This is a genomic window from Pseudomonas benzenivorans, assembly GCF_033547155.1.
GTDB lineage: Bacteria > Pseudomonadota > Gammaproteobacteria > Pseudomonadales > Pseudomonadaceae > Aquipseudomonas > Aquipseudomonas benzenivorans_B.
Genome location: NZ_CP137892.1, coordinates 1,051,821 through 1,075,812, shown reverse-complemented (window position 1 = coordinate 1,075,812; position 23,992 = coordinate 1,051,821). Strand labels below are relative to the sequence as shown.

The following is a 23,992-nucleotide window of genomic DNA, read 5'->3' as shown; positions in this document are numbered from 1 at the left end:
GCTACTCTGCGCCGGCGGCTGGAGCGCCGCCGCACCTCAGCCAAGGATATGCCCGCGTTTTATGCCTGCCCCCACGCCCTTTCCCCGTCACCTCGCCGTCCCGATGCTGGCGGCGCTTGCCTGCACCTTCGCCGGCAACCACATCGCCGCGCGCATCGCCTTCGACCACGACGCCGGCGTGCTGCTGGCCATCCTCTGTCGCTCCGGGGTGGCCCTGTTGCTGCTCGGCACCCTGGTGGCCTGGCAACGCCAACCGCTGCGCCTGCCCCCCGGCGCCTGGCCCTGGCAGCTGCTGGCCGGCCTGCTGATCGCCACCCAGAGCATCTGCCTGTACTCGGCGGTGGCGCGCATCCCGGTAGCCCTGGCACTGCTGGCGGCCAACACCTTCCCGATCATCCTGGCGCTGCTCACCTGGGGGCTCGGCGGTCCGCCGCCGACCCGGCGCAGCGCCTGGCTGATGGGCCTGATCCTGTTCGGCCTGCTGTTCGCCCTGGACGTGCCGGCCCACCTGGGCGGCCAGGGCGGCGGCCCCGACTGGCTGCCGGGCATCGGCCTGGCCCTGTGTGCGGCCTGCGCCTTCGCTGGCGCGCTGTGGGTCACCGAGCACAGGCTTTCGCCCTTGCGCGGCTCGCTGCGCAGCATGCTGACCATGCTGGTGGTGTTCGTCGGCGCCTTGCTGGCCGGGGCCACCGAACTGCTGCCCGGCGGCCTGGCGCCGCCCTCGGCCAGCGCCGGCTGGATCGGCCTGGCTGTGCTGGCTCTGCTCTACGGCCTGGGCTTTACCCTGCTGTTCGTCTGCATGCCGCGCCTGGACATGACCCGCAACGCACCGGTGATGAACATGGAGCCGGTGGCCACCCTGCTGCTCGGCTGGTTGATCCTCGGCCAGACCCTGAGCCCCATGCAGATCGGCGGCGGGGTGATAGTGGTCGGCGGCATCGTCCTGCTGTCCTATCGTAAACAGGCATAAACAGGCCGCTGCCCGCCCCGGCGGAGCGGCGCAACCCACAGGCGTCCACAAGGAGGACCCGCGCATGTCGTTCAAGCCCACCCCCACCCTCGCCTGCCTGGCCGCCCTCGTTCTGCTCGGTGCCTGCAGCTCGACCGGCACGCCGGGCACCGCCGCTCGCAACGACGGCCCGACCACCTGCAGAGCCGAGGCGGTGCCGGGCATGCTCGGCAAACCGGCGACCGCCGAACGGGTCGAGCGCGCCCGCGACCAGACCGGGGCGCGGCGCGTGCGGGTGCTGGCACCCGGCGATGCGGTGACCCTAGACCATGATCCGCAGCGCCTGAACATCGAGATCGACGAGGCCGAGACGATTCAGCGCATCCGCTGCGGTTGAGCGCCGCGGTTAACTAAGGCGCACGGACCGGGCATACTGCTTCACCCGCATTACGAGCCGCCCAGCCCCCCTATGCGCATTCACGTCACCTTTATCGACCGCGTCGGCATCACCCAGGAAGTCCTGGCCCTGCTCGGCGGGCGCAACCTCAACCTGGATGCGGTGGAGATGGTCCCGCCGAACGTCTATATCGACGCGCCGACCCTCAGCGCCGCGGTGCTCGATGAGCTGCGCGAAGCGCTGTTCAAGGTCCATGGCGTGCAGGCGGTGACCGTGGTCGATATCCTGCCCGGCCAGCGCCGGCGCCTGCAGCTCGATGCCCTGCTGGCGGCGATGAGCGACCCGGTGCTGGCGGTCGACGGCGAGGGTCGCGTGCTGCTGGCCAACCCGGCCCTGGCCGACCTGTGCGGATGCGAGCCGGAGGGCCTGCCGCTGAGCGAGCTGTTCGCCGATCCGGCCCTGCAATCCGCCCTGCTGGAGCAGCGCTTCCGCCTGCCGCTGCGCGAGGTCACCCTCAACGGCCAGGCCTTGCTGCTCGATGCCACGCCGATCAGCGAGACCGGCGACACCGGCCTGCACCAGCTGGCCGGCGGCCTGCTCACCCTGTACGCGCCGAACCGCATCGGCGAACGCCTGGCGGCGCTGCACCACGACCATGTCGAGGGCTTCGATTCGTTGCTCGGCGAGTCGGTGCCGATCCGCACCCTGAAGACTCGCGCCCTGCGCGTCGCCAGCCTCGACGCGCCGCTGCTGATCCACGGCGAGACCGGCACCGGCAAGGAACTGGTGGCACGCGGTTGCCATGCCATCAGCGCGCGGCGCAACGCCCCCTTCCTGGCGCTGAACTGCGCGGCCCTGCCGGAAAACCTGGCCGAGAGCGAACTGTTCGGCTATGCCCCCGGTGCCTTCACCGGCGCCCAGCGCGGCGGCAAGCCGGGCCTGCTGGAGCTGGCCAACCATGGCACGGTGTTCCTCGACGAGATCGGCGAGATGTCGCCCTACCTGCAGGCCAAGCTGCTGCGCTTTCTCAGCGACGGCAGTTTCCGCCGGGTCGGCGGCGAGCGCGAGGTCAAGGTGAACGTGCGCATCCTCAGCGCCACCCACCGTGACCTGGAGAAGATGGTCAGCGACGGCGGCTTCCGCGAGGACCTGTTCTACCGCCTCAACGTGCTCAACCTGGAGGTGCCGCCGTTGCGCGAGCGCGGCCAGGACATCCTGCTGCTGGCGCGGCACTTCATGCGCCAGGCCTGCACGCAGATTCAGCGCCTGCAGTGCCACCTGGCACCGGACACCTATCCGGCGCTGCTGGGCAACCGCTGGCCGGGCAACGTGCGCCAGCTGCAGAACGTGATCTTCCGCGCCGCGGCCATCTGCGAGAGCAACATGGTGCAGATCGACGATCTGGACATCGCCGGCACCGCCGTGGCCCCGCAAGCAGTCGAGGGCGAGATCGGCAGCCTGGAGTCGGCGGTCTCCGGCTTCGAGAAGGCCCTGCTCGAGAAGCTCTACGCCAGTCACCCGTCCAGCCGGCAACTGGCCGCCCGCCTGCAGACCTCGCACAGCGCCATCGCCATGCGCCTGCGCAAGTACGGCATACCGGGCAAGGGCTAGGCTCGCCCGGTTGCCGCCCCCATGATCGCCCCAGGCGGCCGGCGTTTGTGCCGTTTAGAGGGCGAAGCGCTGCAGGTTGGCCATCATCTCCTTGAGCGCCTCGATGTTGTCGGCCGGGTGCGCCGCCCCTTCGAAGTCGCAGATCTGCTGCCAGTGGGCGGCCACATCATCGGGGCCGAAACCGCCGCGCGGGTCGAAGCCGACGCCCAGGCTGCGCTCCCAACGCACCTTGCCGATCCAGCCGCCGCCCACCTCGAACAGCCCGGAGGTGTCCGTGCACGCGGCGCTGCCCAGGTAGACCACCAGCGGGCTGACCAGCTCGGGTTTGAGCTGCTCGAACACCTGTGGCGGGATCAGCCCCTCGGTCATGCGCGTGCCGCCGGTGGGGGCGATGGCGTTGACCAGGATATTGCTCTTGCGCCCCTCGATGGCCAGGGTGCGGGTCAGGCCGTACAGGCCGAGCTTGGCCATGCCGTAGTTGGACTGGCCGAAGTTGCCGTAGATGCCCGAGGTCGAGGCGGTGAAGACCACCCGCCCGTAGCCCTGCTCGCGCAGGTGCGGCCAGGCGGCGCGGGTGACCTTGTAGGCGCCCTCGACGTGGACCTTGTAGACCAGGTCCCAGTCGGCGTCCTCCATCTTGTGGAAGCTCTTGTCGCGCAGGATGCCGGCGTTGTTGACCAGCACGTCGATGCGGCCGAAGGCGTCCAGGGCGTGCTGGACGATCTTCTCGCCATCGGTCACCGAGTCGTGGTTGGCCACCGCCGTGCCGCCGGCGGCGCGGATCTCCTCGACCACCCGGTCCGCCGCCGAGGCATTGGCGCCCTCGCCATGGGTGCTGCCGCCGAGGTCGTTGACCACCACGCGGGCGCCATGCTTGGCGAACAGCAGGGCATGGGCACGCCCCAGCCCCCCGCCGGCGCCGGTGACTATGACGACCCGGTCTGCGAATCGAACGGCTTCAGGCATGACAGGAACTCCTCGGCAGTTGTGCGATGCCTGGAGTGTCATGCAGGCGCTTGCCGGTCACAACCAAGACGATCCGGGGTGAATGGTGCGCGATAAGGGGCCGGGATAGTCGCACTCCGGCACCCGGGGCGCGCCCCTCCCCAGCGCTCAAGCCTGGGCGTCGCTGGCGGCGCGGCATCCTGGGCACCCGCCGCCCAGTAACGCATGACGTGGCCGCGAAAGGCGAAGCTCCGCGCCCGCGCACCCCAGTCGTTCTGGGCGATGCCCGGTAGCGCAGTCACTCGGCGTAGCCCGGCAGCTGTGCATCCAACTTGCGCAGCAACGCCGGCCAGGGCAGCGCGCCGCCCATGCCCTGGGGCGACTTCATCACCCCGGCGACCATCGCCTGGGCGCCGTCGAGAATCTGCTGGGGGATGTGGATCAGCTCGGCGCCGCCGCTCTGCGCCATGACCTGGATCTCGCAGGCGCGCTGCAGGGTGAACATCATCAGGAAGGCATCGGCGATGCTGCCGGCGGCGGTGAGCAGGCCGTGGTTGGGCAGGATCATGAAGTGCTTGTCGCCCAGATCGGCCTGCAGCCGGGCCTTCTCCTCGTGGTGCAAGGCCACACCTTCATAGCCGTGGTAGGCCAGGCTCGACAACACGAACAGCGACTGCTGCGACAGCGGCAGCAGGCCCCGCTTCTGCGCCGACACGGCAATACCGGCGGCGGTATGGATATGCAGCACGCAGGCGACCTCGTGGCGCACCTCATGCACCGCGCTGTGGATGGTGTAGCCGGCCGGGTTGATGTCGAAGGGGCTGTCCATCAGCTTGTTGCCGGCCAGGTCGATCTTCACCAAGTTGGATGCGGTGATCTCGTGGAACATCAGGCCGTAGGGGTTGATCAGGAACTCGTCGGCGCCCGGCACCTTGGCCGAGATATGGGTGAAGATCAGATCGTCCCAGCCATACAGGGCGATCAGCCGGTAGCAGGCGGCCAGGTCGACGCGGGTCTGCCATTCGGCGGCAGACACCCGCTCCTTGAGGTTCACGGCGGGCAGGGCTTGGGCAGCGGTCATGGCGAGCTCCTTGGCAGTCATTCGGATGGACTGCCTGGGAGTCTAGCGAGGCCTGCGGCGGCGGGGAGTCGCCCTGCCAGCCAGCTGAGTGGCCCTGCGGGTCAAGGCGGCCAGCGCGACTCGGCCGGCCACGGGCTCAGGCGCGCTGCAGCGCGGCGCAGAAGTCGGCCAGCCAGGGCTCGGCGTCGCTCTCCGGGGTGACGCTCTCACTGGCATCCAGGCGCAGCATCTCGCTGACCTCGCGAATGCCCAGCTCGGCATAGAGCTCGCGCACCAGTTCGCCGCCGCCGCAGAAGGTGTCGCCGTAACTGGCGTCGCCCAGGGCGATCACCCCGCCGGGCAGCCCGCCCCAGGCCGGCAGGTGGTCGCGAATGGCGAAATACAGCGGCTGCAGGTTGTCCGGCAGCTCGCCCATGCCGGTGGTGGAGGTCACCACCAGAAAGGCCTGGGGGGCGAACGCCTGGACGTCGGCCAGGCTCGCGCGCGGGTCATGCCAGGCTTCCAGGCCGGCGGCCTGCAACAGGCGCTCGGCGTGCCGGGCGACTTCCTCGGCGGTGCCGTAAACCGACCCGGACAGGATGGCGACTTTCATAGAACAGCTCCATAACAGGCGGAAATCGCCGGGCATTATGCCGCAAGTGGACAGCCCATCCGGATGTTTTAGAATGCAACGATCAGCTTCTGGAATACGCCCCATGATCAACGCCCAACTGCTGCAACTAGTGATCGACGCCTCGAACGACGGCATAGTGGTGGCCGAGCAGGAAGGCGACGACCACATCCTCATCTACGCCAACCCCGCCTTCGAACGGCTCACCGGCTACTGCAACGATGAGATTCTCTACCGGGACTGCCGTTTCCTCCAGGGCGACGACCGCGAGCAACCCGGCCTGGCCATCATCCGCCAGGCGGTCAAGGACCGCCGCCCCTGCCGCCAGATCATCCGCAACTACCGCAAGGATGGCAGCCTGTTCTGGAACGAGCTGTCGATCACCCCGCTATTCAACGACGCCGACCAGCTGACCTATTACATCGGCATCCAGAAGGACGTCACCGAGCAGGTCCAGGCGCAACAGCGCGTCGAGCAACTGGAGGTGCAGCTGGCCGGCCTGCAGGCCGAACTGGCACTGTTGCGGGCACAGCCGTAACAAAAGGCGAATTTCATTGTCAGAGGAGGTCTAGACCCTTTGCGTAGTAAGCCTCCATGCAAAACCAACCTCTGCTGACCAAGGCAGAAAGGGACTTCATCCAGCAACTGCAACTCCAGCCGACAACGGCCAAGCGCAAGAACACGCCCAACCTGCAGGTCGACGCCGGCGAGCAGCTCATGGCGTTACTGGCCAACTGCGCCGCCAACCAGCCGCTGACCATCGAGGCGTACTTCGCCAACCAGCGCCTGACCTTCACCGCGCAGTTGAGCGAGAACGACCACCACGAACAACACCTGGAACTCGGCACCCCGCAGATCTTCGACGAGGGTCCGGCCAGCCGAGCCTGGCGCCTGCCCCTGGAGCCCGCCGTGGCGCTGCGCCATCGCAACGGCAAAAGCAGCGAGCTATGGGTCCACGAACTGTCGATGAATGGGCTGCTGATCGACTATCGTGGCAAGCACAAGGCGCCCAGCCACTTCAGCCTGATCCTGCCGCTGGCCGGACACAAGCCGATCGCCATCCAGGGCGTGCGGGTGCGCCGCACGGGCGACGGCCTGCTGGCCTACCGGCTCGAGGCCTTGGACCAACGCGGCAGCGATCGCCTGCTGCAGTTCATCTACAACCAGCATCGCACGCTCTACCCGGATGCCCATCGCAGCTAGTCGAGCACTCGCCCGAGCGAGCACGCCGGCGGCATAGGGCGCGGATGACGCCCCGGCTTCAGGTATCCAGGTGACCGGCGAGGAACTGCTGCAGACGCCGCTGCATCAGGCGCCCCTCGTTGCCCAGGCAGGCGACCGGCGAGCCGCGCAGGCTCTCTTCGGCCAGGTCCGCGCCATCGCCGGCCAACAGCAACGGACAATCCAGCGCCAAGGCCAGGCGCGACAGCTGACGCGGCAGGTCGCTGCTCGGCGGCTGGTTGCTGAACAGCACCAGCGCCTGCGGCTGCATCTTGTCGCAGACCAGTGTCAGCTCCTCCAGCGGCTGCCCCAACCCCAGCACGCTCACCGCCACCTCCGGGCCGCTCAGCAGCAGGCCGGCCACCAGCAGCTCGAGCTCCCGGCAGTGACCGGGCAACGCCGCCAGCAGCACCCGCTCCCCGGCCTGGCAACGAAGGTTCTGCAGGCGCTGCAGGACGCGGCCGCGCAGGAAGGTGTCGAGGAACAACCACTCGCTGGTCTGGCCGTAATCGTCCTGGCGGATCAACAGCTCCTGCCACAGCGGCAGCAGCACGTCCTGGAACACCACAGGCGGCGGATAGCAGGAAAACACCTGGCCATACAGGCGATCGAGGCCGGGCTCGTCGAAGGCGGCGACCGCCCGGCGCAACTGCACCTGCCAGTCCGCCCATTCCCCCGAGCCGGCCTGCGGGTAGTCCGGCGCGGCGGCCTTCGACGCGCCGCTCTTGGCGAGTATCTTGCCGACCTTGCTGACCGCCACGCCGCGTTCGATCCATGCCAGGATGCTGCGCACCGACTCGATATCCGCCTGCGAATACAGGCGATGACCGCTCTCGGTGCGGGTCGGCTGGATCAAGCCGTAGCGCCGCTCCCAGGCGCGCAACGTCACCGGGTTGACCCCGGTCAGGCGCGCGACTTCGCGAATGGGGAACAACTCTTCCTGCTTGAGGCCACTGGACGCGAGGGACGGAGCACCGGCGAGATCGGACATAAGAGCTATCGCGACGAAAGGATTGCCTGCATTGTAACCCAGCTCCCGGCACGCAACCCTGGACAAAATCTATACAGAACCGGGACGCGGGTCAGGATGAGCCCACGCCATTCGACACCGGCCCTCGCGAGCCGGAGAGCCGGCCGAGCATCGGCCAGGGCAGCAGGCGCACTCCACGGCCCAAAAACCTATACACAAAGAGCATTTAGTACAACATAAGGACAAGTACTCGCGACTCAGGGCTCACCAAAAATGTCACGCCCCTCAATGAAATAGCCAATCCTCAGGCCATAACGCCCAGCACAAGCCATCCGCCAGGCTTGTACAAAACCGGCCACTGGTATAACTTCGTTTCAGATTCAGTCGACGCACGCCTCCATCGCCCAGGTGCCCAGGCCCCGTCACCAGCCCGAGCCGAGCATGAGCCCGAGTCAAGCCCCCATTCTGATCACCGGCGCCAGCCAACGTGTCGGCCTCTACTGCGCCGAGCGCCTGCTCGACGAGGGCCACGCCGTGATCGTCAGCTACCGCAGCGAACGGGAGAGCCTGCAGCGCCTGCGCGCCCGCGGTGCCCTGACGCTAGCGGCGGACTTCGCCGACGAGGCCGGCATCCTCGCCTTCATCGAGCGGCTGAAACAGCACACCGACAGCCTGCGCGCCATCGTGCACAATGCCTCGGCCTGGCTGAGCGCCCCCCCGGGACAGGAAGCCGCGGTATTCCAGAAGATGTTCAGCGTACACATGCTGGCGCCCTACCTGATCAACCTGCACTGCGCCGAACTGCTGCACCGCTCGACGCCGGCGGACATCGTCCACATCAGCGACGATGTGGCGCGCAAGGGCAGCGCCAAGCGCCCGGCCTACTGCGCCAGCAAGGCCGGGCTGGACAGCCTGACCCTGTCCTTCGCCGCCCAGTTCGCCCCGGCGATCAAGGTCAACGGCATCGCCCCGGCGCTGATCCTGTTCAACCCCGAGGACGACGCCGAGTATCGCGCCAAGACCCTGGCAAAATCCGCCCTGGGCATCGAACCCGGACCGCAGGTGATCTATCAGAGCCTGCGTTACCTGCTGGACAACCCCTACGTGACCGGCACCACCCTCACCGTCAACGGCGGCCGCCACCTCAAGTGAGACGCGCCGCGAGGACCCTACGATGAAGCGAGAAATGCCCGATCACTACCGCGAGATCCTCATCGGTGTCGGCGAGAACCCCGACCGCGAAGGCCTGCTGGACACGCCCAAACGCGCGGCCAAGGCCATGCAGTACCTCTGTCACGGCTACCAGACCTGCCTCGAGGAGGTGGTCAACGGCGCCCTGTTCGCCTCCGACAACGACGAGATGGTGATGGTCAGGGACGTCGAGCTGTATTCGCTGTGCGAGCACCACCTGCTGCCGTTCATCGGCAAGGCCCATGTCGCCTACATCCCCACCGGCAAGGTGCTGGGCCTGTCCAAGGTGGCGCGAATCGTCGACATGTTCGCCCGCCGCCTGCAGATCCAGGAGAACCTCACCCGGCAGATCGCCGAGGCGGTGCAGCAGGTCACCAATGCCGCCGGCGTGGCGGTGGTGATCGAAGCCCAGCACATGTGCATGATGATGCGCGGAGTGGAGAAGCAGAACTCGCTGATGAGTACCTCGGTGATGCTCGGCGCCTTCCGCGACTCGAGCAACACCCGCCAGGAATTCCTGCAACTGATTGGACGGAGCAAATGACCATGCCGCGACTGGAACCGGGAATGGCGCGCATTCGGGTCAAGGACCTGCGCCTGCGCACCTATATCGGCATCAAGGAGGAGGAGATCAACAACAAGCAGGACGTGCTGATCAACCTGACCATCCTCTACCCGGCGGTGGATGCGGTGCAGGGCAACGACATCGACCACGCGCTGAACTACCGCACCATCACCAAGGCGATCATCCAGCACGTCGAGGGCAACCGCTTCGCCCTGCTCGAACGCCTGACCCAGGAGATTCTCGACCTGGTGATGGAACACGCCGCCGTGCGCTATGCCGAGGTGGAGGTCGACAAGCCCCACGCCCTGCGCTTCGCCGAGTCGGTGTCGATCACCCTGGCCGGGCACCGCTGAGGCCCGGCAGACCGCCCGGCCTTGCACGCAAGCGGGCCATTGCCGGGCGGCCGGTGGACTCTTATCATCGGCGACGTCCCTCTCCAGCCAGTCCCCGAGAGCATTGCCATGACCGAACAAGAACGCCTCGAACTCGAGGCTGCGGCCTTCCGCAGCCTGGTCCAGCACCTGCGCAGCCGCCCAGACGTGCAGAACATCGACCTGATGAACCTGGCCGGCTTCTGCCGCAACTGCCTGTCCAAGTGGTACAAGGCCGCCGCCGACGACCTCGGCCTGCCGCTCAGTCCGGACCAGGCCCGCGAAGAGATCTACGGCATGCCCTATGCCGAGTGGAAGGCCAAGCACCAGAAGGAAGCCAGCGCCGAGCAGCAGGCGGCCTTCGACAAGGGCAAGCAGAAATGAGCGCGCTGAACGACTTCCGCGCCCGTCTGCGCGGCGAACACTTCGCCTTCGCCGAGACCCTGGCCTTCATCGAGGCGCACTACCACTACCAGCCCAGTGTCTTCCGTAACGGCACACTGGAGAACGCCGCGGGGCAGAACGAGGGCTCGTGCAAGACCCTGGGCCTGGCCCTGCTCGAAGGCCTGAGCCTGGAAGAGACCCTGCTGTGCTTCGGCGAGCACTATCGCAGCGTGCTGGCCACCCCGGACGGCAACGACCACGGCAATATCCGCGCGCTGATGGACAGCGGCCTGGCCGGCGTGCGTTTCGAGCGTGAGCCCCTCCGGCGCAAGGACTGAGCCCCCGGACCAGCTCCTACGCGCAGAAAACGCGCAGAAAAAAGCCCCGCCATATGCGGGGCTTTTTCGTCACGCTCGCCTCACTGGCCGTCGAGGAAGCGCTCGACATCCAGGGCCGCCATGCAGCCGGCGCCGGCCGAGGTGATGGCCTGGCGGTAGACCTGGTCAGCCACGTCGCCGGCGGCGAACACGCCGGGCACATTGGTCGCGGTGGCATTGCCGTCGCGCCCGCCGCCCACCACCAGGTAGCCGTCCTTCAGCGCCAGCTGGCCGTCGAACAGCGAGGTGTTGGGCGTGTGGCCGATGGCGACGAACAGGCCGTCGACCTTCAGCTCGCTACTGGCGCCGTCGGCGTGCTTAAGACGCACGCCGGTGACGCCCAGGTTGTCGCCCAGCACCTCGTCGACCTCGGCGTTGAGCCTCAGCTCGATCTTGCCCTCGGCAATCCGCGCCTTGAGCTTGTCCTGCAGGATCTTCTCGGCGCGGAAGGTCTCGCGGCGGTGCACCAGGGTCACCTTGCTGGCGATGTTGGCCAGGTACAAAGCCTCCTCCACCGCGGTGTTGCCGCCACCGACCACCGCCACCTCGCGGTTGCGGTAGAAGAAGCCGTCGCAGGTGGCGCAGGCCGACACACCCTTGCCCATGAAGGCCTCCTCGCTCGGCAGACCCAGGTAGCGGGCGCTGGCGCCGGTGGCGATGATCAGCGCGTCGCAGCTGTAGCTGGCGTTGTCGCCGACCAGGGTGAAGGGCTTGCCGGCCAGGTCCACCGCGTTGATATGGTCGTAGACGATCTCGGTCTCGAAGCGCTCGGCGTGCTCCTGCATGCGCTGCATCAGCGCCGGACCGGTGAGGCCATGCACGTCCCCCGGCCAGTTGTCGACCTCGGTGGTGGTGGTCAGCTGGCCGCCGGCCTGCAGGCCGGTGATCAGCAGCGGCTTGAGGTTGGCGCGCGCGGCATAGACGGCGGCGCTGTAACCGGCCGGACCGGAGCCGAGGATGATCACCCGGGCGTGACGTGCTGCAGACATGGCGGACTCCTGCCGGCCACAGGGCCGGTGCGAATAAAAAGGGGCTAGCCGAGCACTTGGGGAAGGCTGGATAGAGGCGCTAGCCCGACAAAGGGGAACTGCCGCGCAGGCTACCCAAGCCAAGCAGGCCTGGGAAATGCACTTTGCCAATGCCCCGGATAGAGAGCGGCAATAAAGACCGGGCCCCCGGCTTTCCCCTGCCCGGCAAAGCCGGTAAGGTCGGCGCGACTTTCACCTGGCGGAGAATCCCATGCCTGCTCCCGTGCTATCCGGCCCGCAGTACCTCGGCGAAGGCCTGAAACTGGTGCTCAGCCCCGGCCTGCGACTGTTCGTGCTGTTGCCCCTGACGATCAACCTGCTGCTGTTCGCCGCCCTGGTCGGTTTCGCCGTGCAGCAGTTCGGCGGCTGGGTCGACACCTTCATGCCGAACCTGCCGGACTGGTTGAGCTTCCTCGAATACCTGCTCTGGCCGCTGTTCGTGGTGCTGGTGCTGCTGATGGTGTTCTTCAGCTTCACCATGCTGGCCAATGTGATCGCCGCGCCGTTCAACGGCTTCCTCGCCGAGAAGGTCGAGGTGGTGGTGCGCGGCCAGGACAACTTCCCGCCCTTCAGCTGGGCCGAACTGCTGGCCATGGTGCCGCGCACCCTCGGCCGCGAGGCGCGCAAGCTGGCCTACTTCCTGCCGCGGGCCATCGGCCTGCTGATCCTCACCTTCATCCCGGTGGTCAACCTGGTGGCCGCTCCGCTGTGGCTGCTGTTCGGCGTGTGGATGATGGCCATCCAATATATCGACTACCCGGCGGACAACAACAAGATGAGCTGGCAGGACATGCTCGCCTGGCTGCGCGAGAAGCGCTGGCAGAGCCTGGGCTTCGGCGGCATCACCTACGCCGCACTGCTGGTACCGGGGCTGAACATCCTGATGATGCCGGCGGCGGTGGCCGGCGCCACGCTGTTCTGGGTGCGCGAGCGCGGCTGATCGACCTGTGCGCCGAGTCACCAGCGCCCCCCCCTGCTGCGTAGCGCCTGCCACTGCGCACAGCAGCAAGGCTCCGCTGACTGTTTGTGGCACAACTGCTGAGTGTCCGGCTGGTGCACCTAACTCTCGGGGCTGGAGAACCTAGCCGTGGCCGCCTGCAATTTCCCGTTGTCGAGATCGAAGCTCAGTTCGAAGGCGGCCCGCACCGCGCGCGTCGCCGCGGTTTCCCTGGCACCCACCGGGCTGATGGGGAAGCTCAGCTCCACCCGGTCGCTCTCGCGCAGCCGGCGCACCACGGTGTGTTCGCCGTGGACGAAGTAGCGCGTGCCGGTCGATTCGCCGACGCCGATGACGTTGAGAAAGTCGATGGCCAGCAGCACCCCGGGCGGTTCGCCCAGGTCGGCATCGGTGAAGGCGGTGCTCCTGATCTTCGCCCGGCCCTGGAGCTCGATGTCCTCCGGCTCGCCGTCGAGGCTGCCGGCGATGGGCACGACCAGCAGGCTTTCCCGCCGCGCGAACGACTGCGGCTGTGGCTGCGAGGGCGCGGCGCCGGCGGAGCGAGAGAGCAGGCCGGCGGCCGCCCCGGCTAGGGCGAGCAGGGGAACTGTGAGTCTGACACGACGGATGTTCATCTCGGCCTCCTTACTCCTGGCGGAGCACTGGTGAATTCCCGGCGGGTGCTCCGGCGCGCGCAGCACCCTGGGCTTCGAGGAACTGGAGCAGCGCCTCCACATCGCCGTCGCCCAGCCAGAGGTTGGGCATGCGCACCTGGTTGAAGCGGGCGAACAGCTCCACGGCGATCGGGTCGCGCTGCGCCAGCAGCTGGTCCGGCGCCTGGATGAAGCGCTGCAGCCAGGCCCGTTCGCGGCGCGCGGTGACGCCCAGCAGGTCCGGCCCCAGGGCGTCGCCGCCGCCTATGGTGTGACAGGCGGCGCAGCGGGTACGGAACAGGTAGCCGCCGGCATCCAGCCCGTCGATCGGTGCGGCGGCGTCATAGCCGGGCTCGGCCGCCGCGGTTTGCCGCTGCCAGCCGAGGAGGAAGCTGCTCAGCCGCGTGGCGAGGAACTGCGGGTTGTCCAGCCCGGACTGGCGCATCCACTGGCCGCTCGGCTCGTTGCCGATCATCAGGCCGGTCAGGTGGCCATCCGGGTCGGCGGCGTCGGTGCGCGACCAGAGCCCCAGCTTCTTCTGCACCAGGGCGATGTCCGCTGGCTCGCCGGTAAGGAACAGCCAGCCGGGGCCGACCCGGAAGCGCTCGGCGTAGGCCTTGAGCACCGCGGGGCTGTCGCGCTCGGGGTCGATGCTGAGCGAGTAGAAGAAGATCTCTCTCCCCACCTTGTCGCCAAGCAGGCGCTGCACCTGGGCCAGCTTGGCGGTGCCGAGCGGGCATTTGTCCTGGCAGTGGGTGTAGATCACGTTGATCACCACCGCCTTGCCCTTGAGCAGGTCGTCATAGAGGCGCACGCGCTTGCCGTCCTGGGTGACCAGCGGCACGTTGGGGAAGTAATCGGCGCCCCAGCGCTCCGCGGCGGCGGGGCGGCCGTAGGACAGCGCCGTGACGGCGAGCAGCGCCGCGGCGGCGATCAACCAGACCCAAGGCATCCGCTGCCGGGGGGCTACGCCTTTGCCTATCATCTGACACCTCGCCTGGCGCCCCTGCGGGCGTCCTAGCGGAACGCGCTCTTGAGGATGTCGGTCGGCGGCAGGAAGGTGACCCCCTGGGGCGTCGGGATAGGCGTCGGCAGCGGGCGCAGAAAGGCGCCACCGGCGTCGTCGATCTCCCAGCGCAGCAACATGGCGTTGTCCTCGTGGGTGGTGTTGTGGCAGTGCTCCATGAACATGCCGCCGAAGTCGCGGAACTGCATGCTGAGGGTCACGCTGCCGCCCGGACGTAGGCGATACACGTCCTTGCGCCCGCGCTCCCAGGCCGGCACGTTGCTCAGCTTGCCGTCGCGGGCGAGGATCTGCCCCTCCTCGAAGTGGATGTGGATCGGGTGATCCCAGCCGCCGCCGCCGTTCTTCAGGGTCCAGATCTCGCGGGTGCCGAAGCGCGGCGCGGCGGAGATGCGGCCGAAATCGGCGGCGAGCATGTCGCGATCATCGGTCTTGATGCCCCAGGGGCCGAAGAAGGTCGACACCGGGTCACTGGTGGTCTGGTTGGCGCCGCGGCCGAACTCGAAGACCCGCGTGGCCGCCACCGGGATCCGCGACAGGTCCGGGTTGGGCACGAGCACGGCCGGCACCTGACTCTTGTCCGGCCGGGCCGGGTTGCGCACGATGCGGAACTCGCAGAACCGGCCCACGCAGGGGTCGTCGGATTTCCCCACCAGCGCCTCGCGCAGCGACAGGTCCTCGTGCGGCCGGCGGCCGTTGCGGTGTTCGGCGAGGTTGACCAGCCACACCTTGTCGCCCAGGCGGTAGCGCGAGAAGTCGATGACGATGTCGTAGCGCTCGGCGATGCCCATCTCGTCGAGTTCGCTGAGCACCACCGGACTCGGCAGCAGGTTGCCGTCGTTGGCGATCATGATCATCGGCGAGGCGTCGCTGAGGGCCAGCTTGAAGAAGCGCGCCACCGCCGCGTTGAGGATGCGGAAGCGGTACTTGCGCCGCTCGACCTCGAAGTACGGCTTGTACACCAGGTTGACGGTCATCACGTCGCCGAGGAAGCCGTCGAAGTCGAAGATGTCCATCGCCAGCTGGCCGTCGCGGTCCCAGGCCTTGTCCGCCAGCATCAGGTTAACGTCGTAGTCGAGGTTGCCCCAGGACTTGTCGCTGCCGCTGGGCAGGCGCAGGTTCGCCCCGTCGGCGAGCTCCTCGTTGCCGCGGTCGAGGCTGCTGTAGATGTTGAACATCCCGACGTTGCCCTTGTACACGTTCTGCGCGGTGAAGCTGAACATGTGGTCATGGAACCAGTGGGTGCTCATGGTCTCGCGGTAGTCGCCGGCCAGCTTGTCGATGCCGCCGGCCTCGGTCGGGCTGCCGCAGCGCGCATCGCTGGCCTCCAGGTTGAGGCTGTAGTAGCCGCCGTGGCAGATCGGGTAGTGATAGTCGTAGAACTGCCCGGGGAAGAAGAAGGCCCCGGTGAAGCCGTCGTTCTCCGCGCCATGGTGGCCGTTGTGCTCGTGGGTGGTGATGGTGTGGATGCCGAAGCCGCCGTTCCGGGTCGGGTCGGCCGGCAGGCGGTTGTGATGGCGGAACAGGATGGCCTCATGGTAGCGGCCGATCAGCAGCTTGGGCGGGAAGGTGCCGTTGAAGGTCCAGAACGCCAGGGGGCCCTGGTCGGGCAGGTCCGGATGGAAGGCCGGGCGGAACGCCGCTTTCGGATCGATGCCGGAGTTGAGCGCGGACGGCACGCCGGGCTGGTACACGGTGTTCGGCTTGGCCCCCTCCTGGGTGACCTCCACGGCCACGTTGGGGAAGAAGTCCTGCCACTGCTGGTGGGCCCAGACCGGTCCCGGCGGACGCCCTTCGATCGGCCCGGTGCCGCCGCCGAGCACGGCCGGCACCGGCTGGCGGGTGGTATTGGCCTGCTCGGTCGGGTCGGGCCCGGACTGGCCGGGGAACGCCGGAATCGGCGCCATCACGCCCTGGCCCGGCGCATAGGCCTTGCGCGGCAGCACGTCGAAACGCGGCATGGGCTGGGTAAAGGCGCGCACGCCGAACAGCGGGCTGGGCGGCAGGCCCGTCGGAATATTGGTCTCGCCGGCGAAGGCCTGGTTGCCCCAGGGACCGAGGTCGTGGAGGGGAATGTACAGACCGCCGCTCAAGGCCAGGCTCAACTTGATGAAGTCGCGTCGATTGACCTCGCCGGCAGCATAGGCCCGCACTAACTCCGCCAGCTTGCCTGCGGCGACCTCGGTCACTCTCGGTCGAGCTTTGGATACACCGCGTAGCAGGATCATTCGCACCTCCTCGCTACGATGCTCCCTCACCTAGGCTCAGTCATTCTCCTCTTGCCAAAAGACGCTCGTTACCCGTCTTCGCCGCACACTGGCCGCGAAGACCTTAAAAAACACGGCGCACGCTTCGCCCCCGACGAGCCTCGCGAACTCCCCGGCGCAGTCATAGCCCGCCGTGCCTCCTGTACAAAGATCAATCACCCTACACCTGAGTAAAGAATGGCTGGCTTAGGTGTCAACAAAGCATTGCCCCCCGGTTCGCGCGCCTAACGCCAGCTACATCCCTTTGAGTTATATTGGAAAACAGGGCAAGAGCCGGAGTGCCTGCCACAGCGCCAAGCCCCCGTGGCTGTTGCTCCAGCGCCTGTCACGGCGTAGTGCCAGCGCTTCCAGACTGTTCGCCGCCTGGCGTGCCGGTCATCTCCTGTTCCCCACCGAGCGCGAGCACCTGAGTGCCATAGCGCTCCATCGTGCTGGATGCACAGGCGCAGGAACACCGTCACAGCGACGTCACGCTAGCGTCATATTAGCTACATGGCGGCGGTCGACACTGCCGTCATGAGCACATCCCCCCTGTATATCGCCCTGATCAGCGAGACCTTCCCGCCGGAAATCAACGGTGTGGCCAACACCCTCGGCCGCCTGACCGAGGGGCTGCGCGCCTGCGGCCATCGTCTGCAGCTGGTGCGCCCGCGCCAGGCCAGCGACCAGGGCCAGAAGAGCGACGCGCAGCTGCTGCTGACCCGTGGCTGGCCGCTGCCAGGCTACCCGGGCTTGCAGTGGGGCCAGTCGGCCCTGCGCAAGCTGCTGCACCACTGGCGGCAACGCCGGCCGGACGTGCTCTATATCGCCACCGAAGGCCCGCTGGGCCTGTCCGCCTTGCGCGCCGCCAGGCGCCTGCGGATTCCGGTGGTCAGCGGCTTTCACACCAACTTCCAGCAGTACAGCGGCCACTACGGCGTCGGCCTGCTGACCCGCGCCCTGACCGCCTACCTGCGCTGGTTCCACAACCGTACGCGCCTGACCCTGGTGCCCAGCCCCTGCCAGCAACTCGAACTGCAGCGACGCGGTTTCCAGCGTCTGGAGCTGCTGGCCCGCGGCGTCGACGGCCGGCTGTTCCACCCGGCCAAGCGCTCGGCCGAGCTGCGGCACAGCTGGGGCCTGGCCGAGGAGGATATCGCCGTGCTGCACGTCGGCCGCCTGGCCGCGGAGAAGAACCTCGGCCTGCTGGTGCAGAGCTTTCGCGCCCTGCAGGCGGCCCAGCCGCAGCGGCGCCTGAAACTGATCCTGGTCGGCGACGGCCCGCAGCGCGCCAGCCTCCAGCAGCAGCTGCCGGACGCGCAGTTCTGCGGCCTGCAGCGCGGCGAGGCGCTGGCCGCCCACTACGCCTCGGGCGACCTGTTCCTGTTTCCCAGTCTCTCGGAAACCTTCGGTAACGTGGTGCTCGAGGCCCTGGCCTCCGGCCTCGGCGTGGTGGCCTTCGACCAGGCCGCAGCCGCCCAGCATATCCGTCACGGGCATAACGGCGCGCTGGCCAATGCGGCAGACGAGCAGGGGTTTATCGACGCGGCGCAGTGGTTGCTGGACGAACCGGAGAGCCTGCGCCGGGTACGCCTGAACGCCCGCCAGCATGCGGCGCGTCAGGGCTGGGAGGCGATAGTCGCCCTGTTCGAACGGTACCTGTACGGCGTCGCGACCCAGGCCACGAACGGCAGGGCGAACACGTCCCCGGTCCCCCATGCCGCTTCGAATAAAAAAAGCCCCGATATGTCGGGGCTTGAGGAGCCCTGCGCCGTGGTCCGGCGCAGTCGCTGAACTCGTCTTACACCAGGCTCATCAACGCCTGACGGCTGAACGGCAGGATGTCCGCCTCGCGGCCGTCGCGCACTTTCACCGCCCAGTCCGGGTCGACCAGCAGCGCGCGGCCGACGGCCACCAGGTCGAACTCCTGCTGGTGCAGGCGCTCCAGCAGGCCCTCGAGTTTGGCCGGCTGGGCCACCTTGTCGGTGTTGACCATGAACTGCAGGAACTCGCCATCCAGGCCGACGCTGCCCACCGTGATGGTCGGCTTGCCGGTCAGCTGGCGGGTCCAGCCGGCCAGGTTGAGCGCGGAACCCTCGAACTCCGGCTCCCAGAAACGCCGGGTCGAACAGTGGAAGATGTCCACCCCGGCCGCGGAAAGCGGCTCGAGGAAGGCCGCCAGGGCCTCGGGGGTCTGTACCAGGCGCGCGCTGTAGTCCTGCTGCTTCCACTGCGAGAAGCGGAAGATGATCGGGAAGTCCGGACCGACCGCGGCGCGCACCGCCTGGATCAGCTCGATGGCGAAGCGCGAGCGCCCGGCCAGGTCGCCGCCGTACTCGTCGGTGCGCTGGTTGCTGCCCTCCCAGAAGAACTGGTCGATCAGGTAGCCGTGGGCACCGTGGATTTCCACCCCGTCCATGCCGATGCGCTGGGCATCCCGTGCGGCCTGGGCGAAGGCGGCGATCACCTCCTGGATGTCGGCCTTGCTCATGCCATGGACGATGAGCTTGCCGTCCTTGAGCTTCTCGCTCGGGCCATAGCCCGGTACCTCGGCGTCCGGCTCGGTGCCGAGCTTGCGCACGTTGCCCACATGCCACAGCTGCGGGACTATCTTGCCGCCCTCGGCGTGCACCGCCTCGACCACCTGCCGCCAGCCGGCCAGGGCGTCCTCGCCGTAGAAGCGCGGCACGTTGGGGTAGCCGTTGGCGGCCTTGTGGCCGACCGTGGTGCCTTCGGTGACGATCAGGCCGACCCCCGCGGCGGCGCGGCGCCGGTAGTACTCGACGACCTTGGCGTTGGGCACCCCGCCCGGCGAGAAGGAGCGGGTCATCGGCGCCATCACCACGCGGGTCGGCAGCTCCAGGGCGCCGAGGCTGAAGGGTTGGAACAGGGCTTGTACCGGGGCGTTCATGGTTGCTCCTCTGGACCGGCCAGGCGACCGGTCGTCTCGTTCGAAGGGGTAAGGCATCAGGCCGCGAGCAGTCGCTCGAGGCGCCGCAGGAAGTCGTCCAGCACGCGGGTATTGCTGGCCACCTTGAGGCGGGTCAACGCGCCCTGCCAGGCATGGCCGATGAAGCCGGCGAGATTGCCGCAGTCCTCGTCCGCCGCCAGCTCGCCGGCGGCCAGGGCCTGCTCCAGGCAGGCCTGCAGGATATCCGCCGAGCGCTGCAGGATGGCGTCGACTTCGGCACCGATGGCCGGCGACAGCTCGGCCATCTCGAAACTCAGGCTGCCGATGAAGCAGTGGTACTCGAGGCGCTCCTGGCGGGCGAAATGCGCCACCAGCTCGGCGTAATAATCGAGGATGCGCTGGCGTGGACTCAGCGCCGGATTCGCCAGGGCCTCGGCGTAGCGCGCAAGGCGCGGCGCGTAGACCTGCTGCAGGGCCTGCAGGGCGAAGTCCTCCTTGCTGGCGAAGTAGTGGTAGAAGCTGCCCTTGGGCACACCGGCGGCCTGGACGATCTCCTGCACGCCGGCGCCGTGGTAGCCGCGCCGGGTCATCACCTCGGCGCCCTTGGCGAGGATCAGGTCACGCTTGTCGAGTCGGATGCTACTGGTCATGGCGGCGAGCATATGACCGGTCGTCTCGCCCGCCCAGCACTATTGATGGCCGTGATTAACGACGAAAAGCACCAAGCCTGTGCAGGCCGGATGGCTGAGGATCGGTCGGGAAGCCGTGCCCGTGGGCACGAGAAAAAGCGGGAGAGCGGCTGATAGCCGAAGTTGCAGAGCGACGCTCGCGTCGGCGCGGCGCAGGTGCCGACGCGAGCGGCGCCAGTCAGCTCAGGGCGTTTTCGATGGCCTGGACCAGGGCCGGGTCGTCCGGGGCGGTACGCGGCGAGAACCGCGCCAACACCCGGCCATCCTGGCCCACCAAAAACTTCTCGAAATTCCAGGTGATGTCGCCGGGAAACTCCGCGCCCTCGCCCGCCAGCAGGCGATACAGCGGATGACGTTCGGGGCCGTTGACCTCCAGCTTGCTGCCCAGGGGAAAACTCACCCCGTAGTTCAGGCTGCAGAACTCACGAATGGCCGTCTCGCTCTCCGGCTCCTGGCCGGCGAACTGATTGCACGGCAGCCCCAGCACACTGAAACCACGCGAGCGGTACTGCTGATAGAGCTTCTCCAGACCGGCGTACTGCGGGGTCAGGCCACACTTGGAGGCGACGTTGACCACCAGCACCACCTGCCCCTTGAAAGGAGCCAGCGGCAACTCCTCGCCATCCAGTGCACGCAGATTGAGGTCGTGAAAGGCACTCATGACTAACTCCTTGAAACTGCAGCGGAAAAGGTACCTGGGACAGAAAAGGCGCCGTTGTCGGGCGCCTTTTCGTTGTACTCAGCGTAGCAGGCGCCGGGGCAGGCGGGACAACCGAAAGTCGTCTCGCCTCGGCACCGGGCGCGGCCAGAATCAGTGGTGGTGACCACCCTCGCCATGGATGTGACCGTGGGCCAGTTCCTCTTCGCTGGCGTCACGCACCGCCACCACCTTGACCTGGAAGTTCAGGCGCTGGCCGGCCAGCGGGTGGTTGCCGTCGACGATCACGTCGTCGCCGTCCAGTTCACGGATGGTGACGATCTGCATGCTGCCGTCCGGGCCGGAGGCGTGGAACTGCATGCCGACTTCCAGCTCGTCGACGCCCTCGAACATCGAGCGGTTGAGGGTCGCGACCAGCTCGGCGCTGTACTCGCCGTAGGCATCTTCCGGCTCGACGGCCACCTTCAGCTCGTCACCGGCCTGCTTGCCGAGCAGGGCCTTTTCCAGGCCGACGATGATGTTGCCGGCGCCATGGAGGTAAACCAGCGGCGCGCCGCCAGCAGAACTATCGATCACCTCACCGGCATCGTTGGTCAGGGTATAGTCGATGGAGACGGCCTTGTTGGCGGCGATCAGCATGGGGCGAGACCTTTTGCATAAGAAGAATGAACGCACGAGTGTAACCAAGGGCACGCGCGAAAGCGACCCGAGTCCGGCCCTTTGCCAGACGGGCGGCGCCGTGCGCCTGCTGGATCTGCGCCAGGACGAGGAGGGTCATTGGGTGGCCGTGTTGTCCTGCGGTCACACCCAGCACCTGCGCCATCAGCCACCGTGGCAAAATCGCGCCTGGGTGCTCGATCCCGTCCTGCGCGACGCGCGGCGCGGCCAGCGGTTCATCTGCGGCTGGTGCCACAACACCAGTGCGGACGAAAGCGGCGAAGCGCACTAGCCCCGGCACGCCCCGTCCCGAGCGGGTCGAGCAGGCCGACACAAGACTCAACAGTGGTTAACGGCGCCGACGAGCGCCTCCTGCCAGGAACCCTTCATGCATTGCTTCTTCATCGCACCGACCGGCTTCGGCGTCGGCCTCACCTCCACCAGCCTCGGCCTGGTCGGTGCCCTGGAACGCGCCGGCCTCAGGGTCGGCTTCTTCAAGCCCGTCGCCCAGCCGCACCCGGGCGACACCGGCCCGGAACGCTCCAGCGCGCTGATCGCCCGCACCCATGGCCTGCACTCGCCCGACCCCCTGGCGCTGAGCCGGGTGGAGCAGATGCTCGGCGACGGCCGGCTGGACGAGCTATTGGAGGACATGCTCGAGCGCTATCGGCAGGCCGCGGCGGGCAAGGACGTGGTCATAGTCGAAGCCATGGTGCCGACCCGCCACACCAGCTACGCGGCGCGGGTCAACTTCCACCTGGCCAAGAGCCTGGATGCCGAGGTGATCCTGGTTTCGGCGCCCGAGCAGGAGGGCCTGGGCGAGCTGTGCGACCGCCTGGAGATCCAGGCGCAGCAGTTCGGCGGCCCCCAGGACCCCAAGGTGCTCGGCGTGATCCTCAACAAGGTGCGTAGCGAAGACGGGAGCGCGGCCTACGCCCAGCGCCTGCGGGAATGCTCGGCGCTGCTGCGCGGCGAGCACTTCCGCCTGCTCGGCTGCATTCCCTGGCAGGACGAACTGAACGCCCCGCGCAGCCGCGACATCGCCGAACTGCTCGGCGCGCGGATGCTCAACGCCGGCGACTACGAGCAGCGCCGGGTGCTACAGATCGTGCTCTGCGCCCGCGCCGTGGCCAACACGGTGCAGCTGCTCAAACCCGGCACCCTGGTGGTCACCCCGGGCGACCGCGACGACATCATCCTCGCCGCCAGCCTGGCCGCGATGAACGGTGTGCCGCTGGCCGGACTGCTGCTGTGCAGCGACTTCAACCCCGACCCGCGGATCATGCAGCTGTGCCGCGGCGCACTGGCCAGCGGCCTGCCGGTGATGACCGTGAGCAGCGGCTCCTACGACACCGCCACTCACCTGAACCGGTTGAACAAGGAAATTCCCCTGGACGACCGCGAACGCGCCGAGAAGGTCGCCGAATTCGTCGCCGCTCACGTCGACCACGACTGGCTGCGCAGCCGTTGCGGCGACTCGCAGGCATTGCACCTGTCGCCCGCGGCGTTCCGCTACCAGCTGCTGCAACGGGCCATGGCGGCGAACCGGCGCATCGTCCTGCCGGAAGGCAGCGAGCCGCGCATCGTACAGGCCGCCGCCCTGTGCCAGGCCCGCGGCATCGCCCGCTGCGTGCTGCTGGCCAAGCCCGAGGAGGTCCAGGCCGTTGCCCAGGCCCAGGGAATCGAACTGCCGCCGGGACTGGAGATTCTCGACCCGGACCTGATCCGCGCCCGCTACGTCGCGCCCATGGTCGAGCTGCGCCAGGGCAAGGGCCTCAACGCGCCGATGGCCACCGCGCAACTGGAAGACAACGTGGTGCTCGGCACCATGATGCTGGCCCTGGACGAGGTCGACGGCCTGGTCTCCGGCGCCGTGCACACCACGGCCAACACCATTCGCCCGGCCTTGCAGCTGATCAAGACCGCACCGGGCTACCAACTGGTGTCCTCGGTGGTCTTCCTGCTGCTGCCGGACCAGGTGCTGGTGTATGGCGATTGCGCGGTCAACCCACAGCCGACTGCCGAGCAACTGGCGGAGATCGCCCTGCAGAGCGCCGACTCGGCCAGGGCCCTGGGCATCGAGCCGCGGGTGGCGATGCTCAGCGGCGCCAGTGACGCCACGGACACCCCCGACGACCTCGACAAGGTCCGCGAAGCGGCCCGCCTGGCACGGCTCCAGCGGCCCGATCTGGCCCTCGACGGCCCCCTGCCCTACGCCCCCCAGTGGCCGCAGGAGCCGCACAGCCCACCGGTCGAGCGGGCCACCGTCCTGGTGTTTCCCGACCTGGACAGCGGCAACAGCGCCTACAAGGCGCTCCAGCGCAGCGCCGACTGCGTCAGCTTCGGACCGATGCTGCAGGGCCTGCGCAAGCCGGTGAACGACCTGGCGCGCGGCGCCCTGGTCGACGACATCCTCTACACCATCGCCCTGACCGCAGTGCAAGCGGCCAGCTTGCCCGACTAGCAGCACTGGCCCGGCGACGAGCCGTGACAAACGACCAACCAGTCACGGCCAGC

The 23,992-nt window shown here is 67.9% G+C and carries 26 protein-coding genes; 14 read left to right on the top strand and 12 right to left on the bottom strand.

Translation table 11 applies throughout. The features are described 5' to 3' along the window. The first annotated feature begins 61 nt into the window (after positions 1–61). The 3 genes from SBP02_RS05030 (at position 62) to SBP02_RS05020 (ending at position 2,957) form a co-directional block, all read left to right on the top strand. A complete protein-coding gene (locus SBP02_RS05030) occupies positions 62–970 on the top strand; it encodes a DMT family transporter (RefSeq protein ID WP_318645301.1) in 909 nt (302 codons plus the stop codon). Positions 971–1,034: 64 nt separating this feature from the next. Beyond that, positions 1,035–1,346: an I78 family peptidase inhibitor gene (locus SBP02_RS05025; protein WP_318645300.1), complete on the top strand. Its 312-nt coding sequence runs from the start codon at positions 1,035–1,037 to the stop codon at positions 1,344–1,346. A 72-nt stretch (positions 1,347–1,418) separates the two neighbouring features. Then, complete coding sequence (locus SBP02_RS05020; RefSeq protein WP_318645299.1) at positions 1,419–2,957, top strand: sigma-54-dependent transcriptional regulator; 1,539 nt, start codon at positions 1,419–1,421, stop codon at positions 2,955–2,957. Between the two features lie 54 nt (positions 2,958–3,011). Here SBP02_RS05020 and SBP02_RS05015 read toward each other — a convergent pair whose 3' ends face one another. From SBP02_RS05015 to SBP02_RS05005, 3 genes are all read right to left on the bottom strand, one after another. Continuing rightward, positions 3,012–3,923 carry an SDR family oxidoreductase gene (locus SBP02_RS05015; protein ID WP_318645298.1) on the bottom strand — a complete coding sequence of 304 codons (912 nt, stop codon included), beginning with the start codon at positions 3,921–3,923 and terminating at the stop codon, positions 3,012–3,014. Positions 3,924–4,200: 277 nt separating this feature from the next. Further along, positions 4,201–4,983, bottom strand: coding sequence for a class II aldolase/adducin family protein (locus tag SBP02_RS05010; RefSeq protein ID WP_318645297.1), 783 nt, complete (start codon positions 4,981–4,983; stop codon positions 4,201–4,203). 136 nt (positions 4,984–5,119) lie between these two features. Beyond that, positions 5,120–5,575, bottom strand: coding sequence for a flavodoxin (locus SBP02_RS05005; RefSeq protein WP_318645296.1), 456 nt, complete (start codon positions 5,573–5,575; stop codon positions 5,120–5,122). Between the two features lie 103 nt (positions 5,576–5,678). On the opposite strand from SBP02_RS05005, the gene SBP02_RS05000 reads away from it, so the two are divergent. Both SBP02_RS05000 and SBP02_RS04995 read left to right on the top strand, forming a co-directional pair. Beyond that, positions 5,679–6,131 carry a PAS domain-containing protein gene (locus SBP02_RS05000; protein ID WP_318645295.1) on the top strand — a complete coding sequence of 151 codons (453 nt, stop codon included), beginning with the start codon at positions 5,679–5,681 and terminating at the stop codon, positions 6,129–6,131. Between the two features lie 56 nt (positions 6,132–6,187). Beyond that, complete coding sequence (locus SBP02_RS04995; RefSeq protein WP_318645294.1) at positions 6,188–6,796, top strand: hypothetical protein; 609 nt, start codon at positions 6,188–6,190, stop codon at positions 6,794–6,796. Between the two features lie 58 nt (positions 6,797–6,854). Here SBP02_RS04995 and SBP02_RS04990 read toward each other — a convergent pair whose 3' ends face one another. Continuing rightward, positions 6,855–7,805, bottom strand: coding sequence for a MerR family transcriptional regulator (locus SBP02_RS04990; RefSeq protein WP_318645293.1), 951 nt, complete (start codon positions 7,803–7,805; stop codon positions 6,855–6,857). A 420-nt stretch (positions 7,806–8,225) separates the two neighbouring features. Here SBP02_RS04990 and folM point away from each other — a divergent pair, with 420 nt between their 5' ends. The 5 genes from folM to SBP02_RS04965 all read left to right on the top strand — a co-directional run bounded on the left by folM (position 8,226) and on the right by SBP02_RS04965 (position 10,633). Beyond that, complete coding sequence (gene folM, locus SBP02_RS04985) at positions 8,226–8,936, top strand: dihydromonapterin reductase (protein WP_318645292.1); 711 nt, start codon at positions 8,226–8,228, stop codon at positions 8,934–8,936. A 34-nt stretch (positions 8,937–8,970) separates the two neighbouring features. Next, a complete protein-coding gene (gene folE / locus SBP02_RS04980) occupies positions 8,971–9,519 on the top strand; it encodes a GTP cyclohydrolase I FolE (protein WP_404824383.1) in 549 nt (182 codons plus the stop codon). Between the two features lie 2 nt (positions 9,520–9,521). Continuing rightward, a complete protein-coding gene (folX, locus tag SBP02_RS04975; RefSeq protein ID WP_318645290.1) occupies positions 9,522–9,893 on the top strand; it encodes a dihydroneopterin triphosphate 2'-epimerase in 372 nt (123 codons plus the stop codon). A 108-nt stretch (positions 9,894–10,001) separates the two neighbouring features. Beyond that, a complete protein-coding gene (locus tag SBP02_RS04970; protein ID WP_318645289.1) occupies positions 10,002–10,295 on the top strand; it encodes a DUF1244 domain-containing protein in 294 nt (97 codons plus the stop codon). Continuing rightward, a complete protein-coding gene (locus tag SBP02_RS04965; RefSeq protein WP_318645288.1) occupies positions 10,292–10,633 on the top strand; it encodes a HopJ type III effector protein in 342 nt (113 codons plus the stop codon). The genes SBP02_RS04970 and SBP02_RS04965 overlap by 4 nt, the downstream gene beginning before the upstream one ends. Positions 10,634–10,713: 80 nt before the next feature. Here the strand turns inward: SBP02_RS04965 and trxB are convergent, their stop codons facing one another. After that, positions 10,714–11,661 carry a thioredoxin-disulfide reductase gene (gene trxB, locus SBP02_RS04960; protein ID WP_318645287.1) on the bottom strand — a complete coding sequence of 316 codons (948 nt, stop codon included), beginning with the start codon at positions 11,659–11,661 and terminating at the stop codon, positions 10,714–10,716. 250 nt (positions 11,662–11,911) lie between these two features. Between trxB and cysZ the strand changes: the two genes are divergently transcribed. After that, positions 11,912–12,640, top strand: a complete 729-nt coding sequence (gene cysZ, locus SBP02_RS04955) for a sulfate transporter CysZ (RefSeq protein ID WP_318645286.1) — start codon at positions 11,912–11,914, stop codon at positions 12,638–12,640. Positions 12,641–12,759: 119 nt separating this feature from the next. Here the strand turns inward: cysZ and SBP02_RS04950 are convergent, their stop codons facing one another. The 3 genes from SBP02_RS04950 to SBP02_RS04940 form a co-directional block, all read right to left on the bottom strand. Continuing rightward, positions 12,760–13,272: a hypothetical protein gene (locus SBP02_RS04950; protein ID WP_318645285.1), complete on the bottom strand. Its 513-nt coding sequence runs from the start codon at positions 13,270–13,272 to the stop codon at positions 12,760–12,762. A 10-nt stretch (positions 13,273–13,282) separates the two neighbouring features. Beyond that, entirely contained in the window at positions 13,283–14,242 is a 960-nt protein-coding gene (locus SBP02_RS04945) for an SCO family protein (protein ID WP_318645284.1), read from the bottom strand. Between the two features lie 65 nt (positions 14,243–14,307). Next, the gene (locus SBP02_RS04940; RefSeq protein WP_318645283.1) at positions 14,308–16,542 is read right to left on the bottom strand and encodes a multicopper oxidase family protein; all 2,235 of its coding nucleotides are present in this window, start codon (positions 16,540–16,542) and stop codon (positions 14,308–14,310) included. Between the two features lie 531 nt (positions 16,543–17,073). Between SBP02_RS04940 and SBP02_RS04935 the strand changes: the two genes are divergently transcribed. Beyond that, positions 17,074–18,354 carry a glycosyltransferase family 4 protein gene (locus SBP02_RS04935; RefSeq protein ID WP_318645282.1) on the top strand — a complete coding sequence of 427 codons (1,281 nt, stop codon included), beginning with the start codon at positions 17,074–17,076 and terminating at the stop codon, positions 18,352–18,354. Positions 18,355–18,361: 7 nt separating this feature from the next. Here the strand turns inward: SBP02_RS04935 and SBP02_RS04930 are convergent, their stop codons facing one another. From SBP02_RS04930 to SBP02_RS04915, 4 genes are all read right to left on the bottom strand, one after another. Next, on the bottom strand, positions 18,362–19,471 hold the full coding sequence (locus SBP02_RS04930; RefSeq protein ID WP_318645281.1) for an NADH:flavin oxidoreductase: 1,110 nt from the start codon (positions 19,469–19,471) through the stop codon (positions 18,362–18,364). A 56-nt stretch (positions 19,472–19,527) separates the two neighbouring features. After that, positions 19,528–20,121, bottom strand: coding sequence for a TetR/AcrR family transcriptional regulator (locus tag SBP02_RS04925; RefSeq protein WP_318645280.1), 594 nt, complete (start codon positions 20,119–20,121; stop codon positions 19,528–19,530). Positions 20,122–20,338: 217 nt separating this feature from the next. After that, positions 20,339–20,821 carry a glutathione peroxidase gene (locus tag SBP02_RS04920; RefSeq protein ID WP_318645279.1) on the bottom strand — a complete coding sequence of 161 codons (483 nt, stop codon included), beginning with the start codon at positions 20,819–20,821 and terminating at the stop codon, positions 20,339–20,341. A 150-nt stretch (positions 20,822–20,971) separates the two neighbouring features. After that, entirely contained in the window at positions 20,972–21,457 is a 486-nt protein-coding gene (locus tag SBP02_RS04915; protein ID WP_318645278.1) for an FKBP-type peptidyl-prolyl cis-trans isomerase, read from the bottom strand. On the opposite strand from SBP02_RS04915, the gene SBP02_RS04910 reads away from it, so the two are divergent. Both SBP02_RS04910 and pta read left to right on the top strand, forming a co-directional pair. Then, positions 21,426–21,767 carry a DUF3565 domain-containing protein gene (locus SBP02_RS04910; protein ID WP_318645277.1) on the top strand — a complete coding sequence of 114 codons (342 nt, stop codon included), beginning with the start codon at positions 21,426–21,428 and terminating at the stop codon, positions 21,765–21,767. The genes SBP02_RS04915 and SBP02_RS04910 overlap by 32 nt on opposite strands. Positions 21,768–21,863: 96 nt before the next feature. After that, entirely contained in the window at positions 21,864–23,939 is a 2,076-nt protein-coding gene (gene pta / locus SBP02_RS04905) for a phosphate acetyltransferase (protein WP_318645276.1), read from the top strand. Positions 23,940–23,992 lie beyond the last annotated feature (53 nt).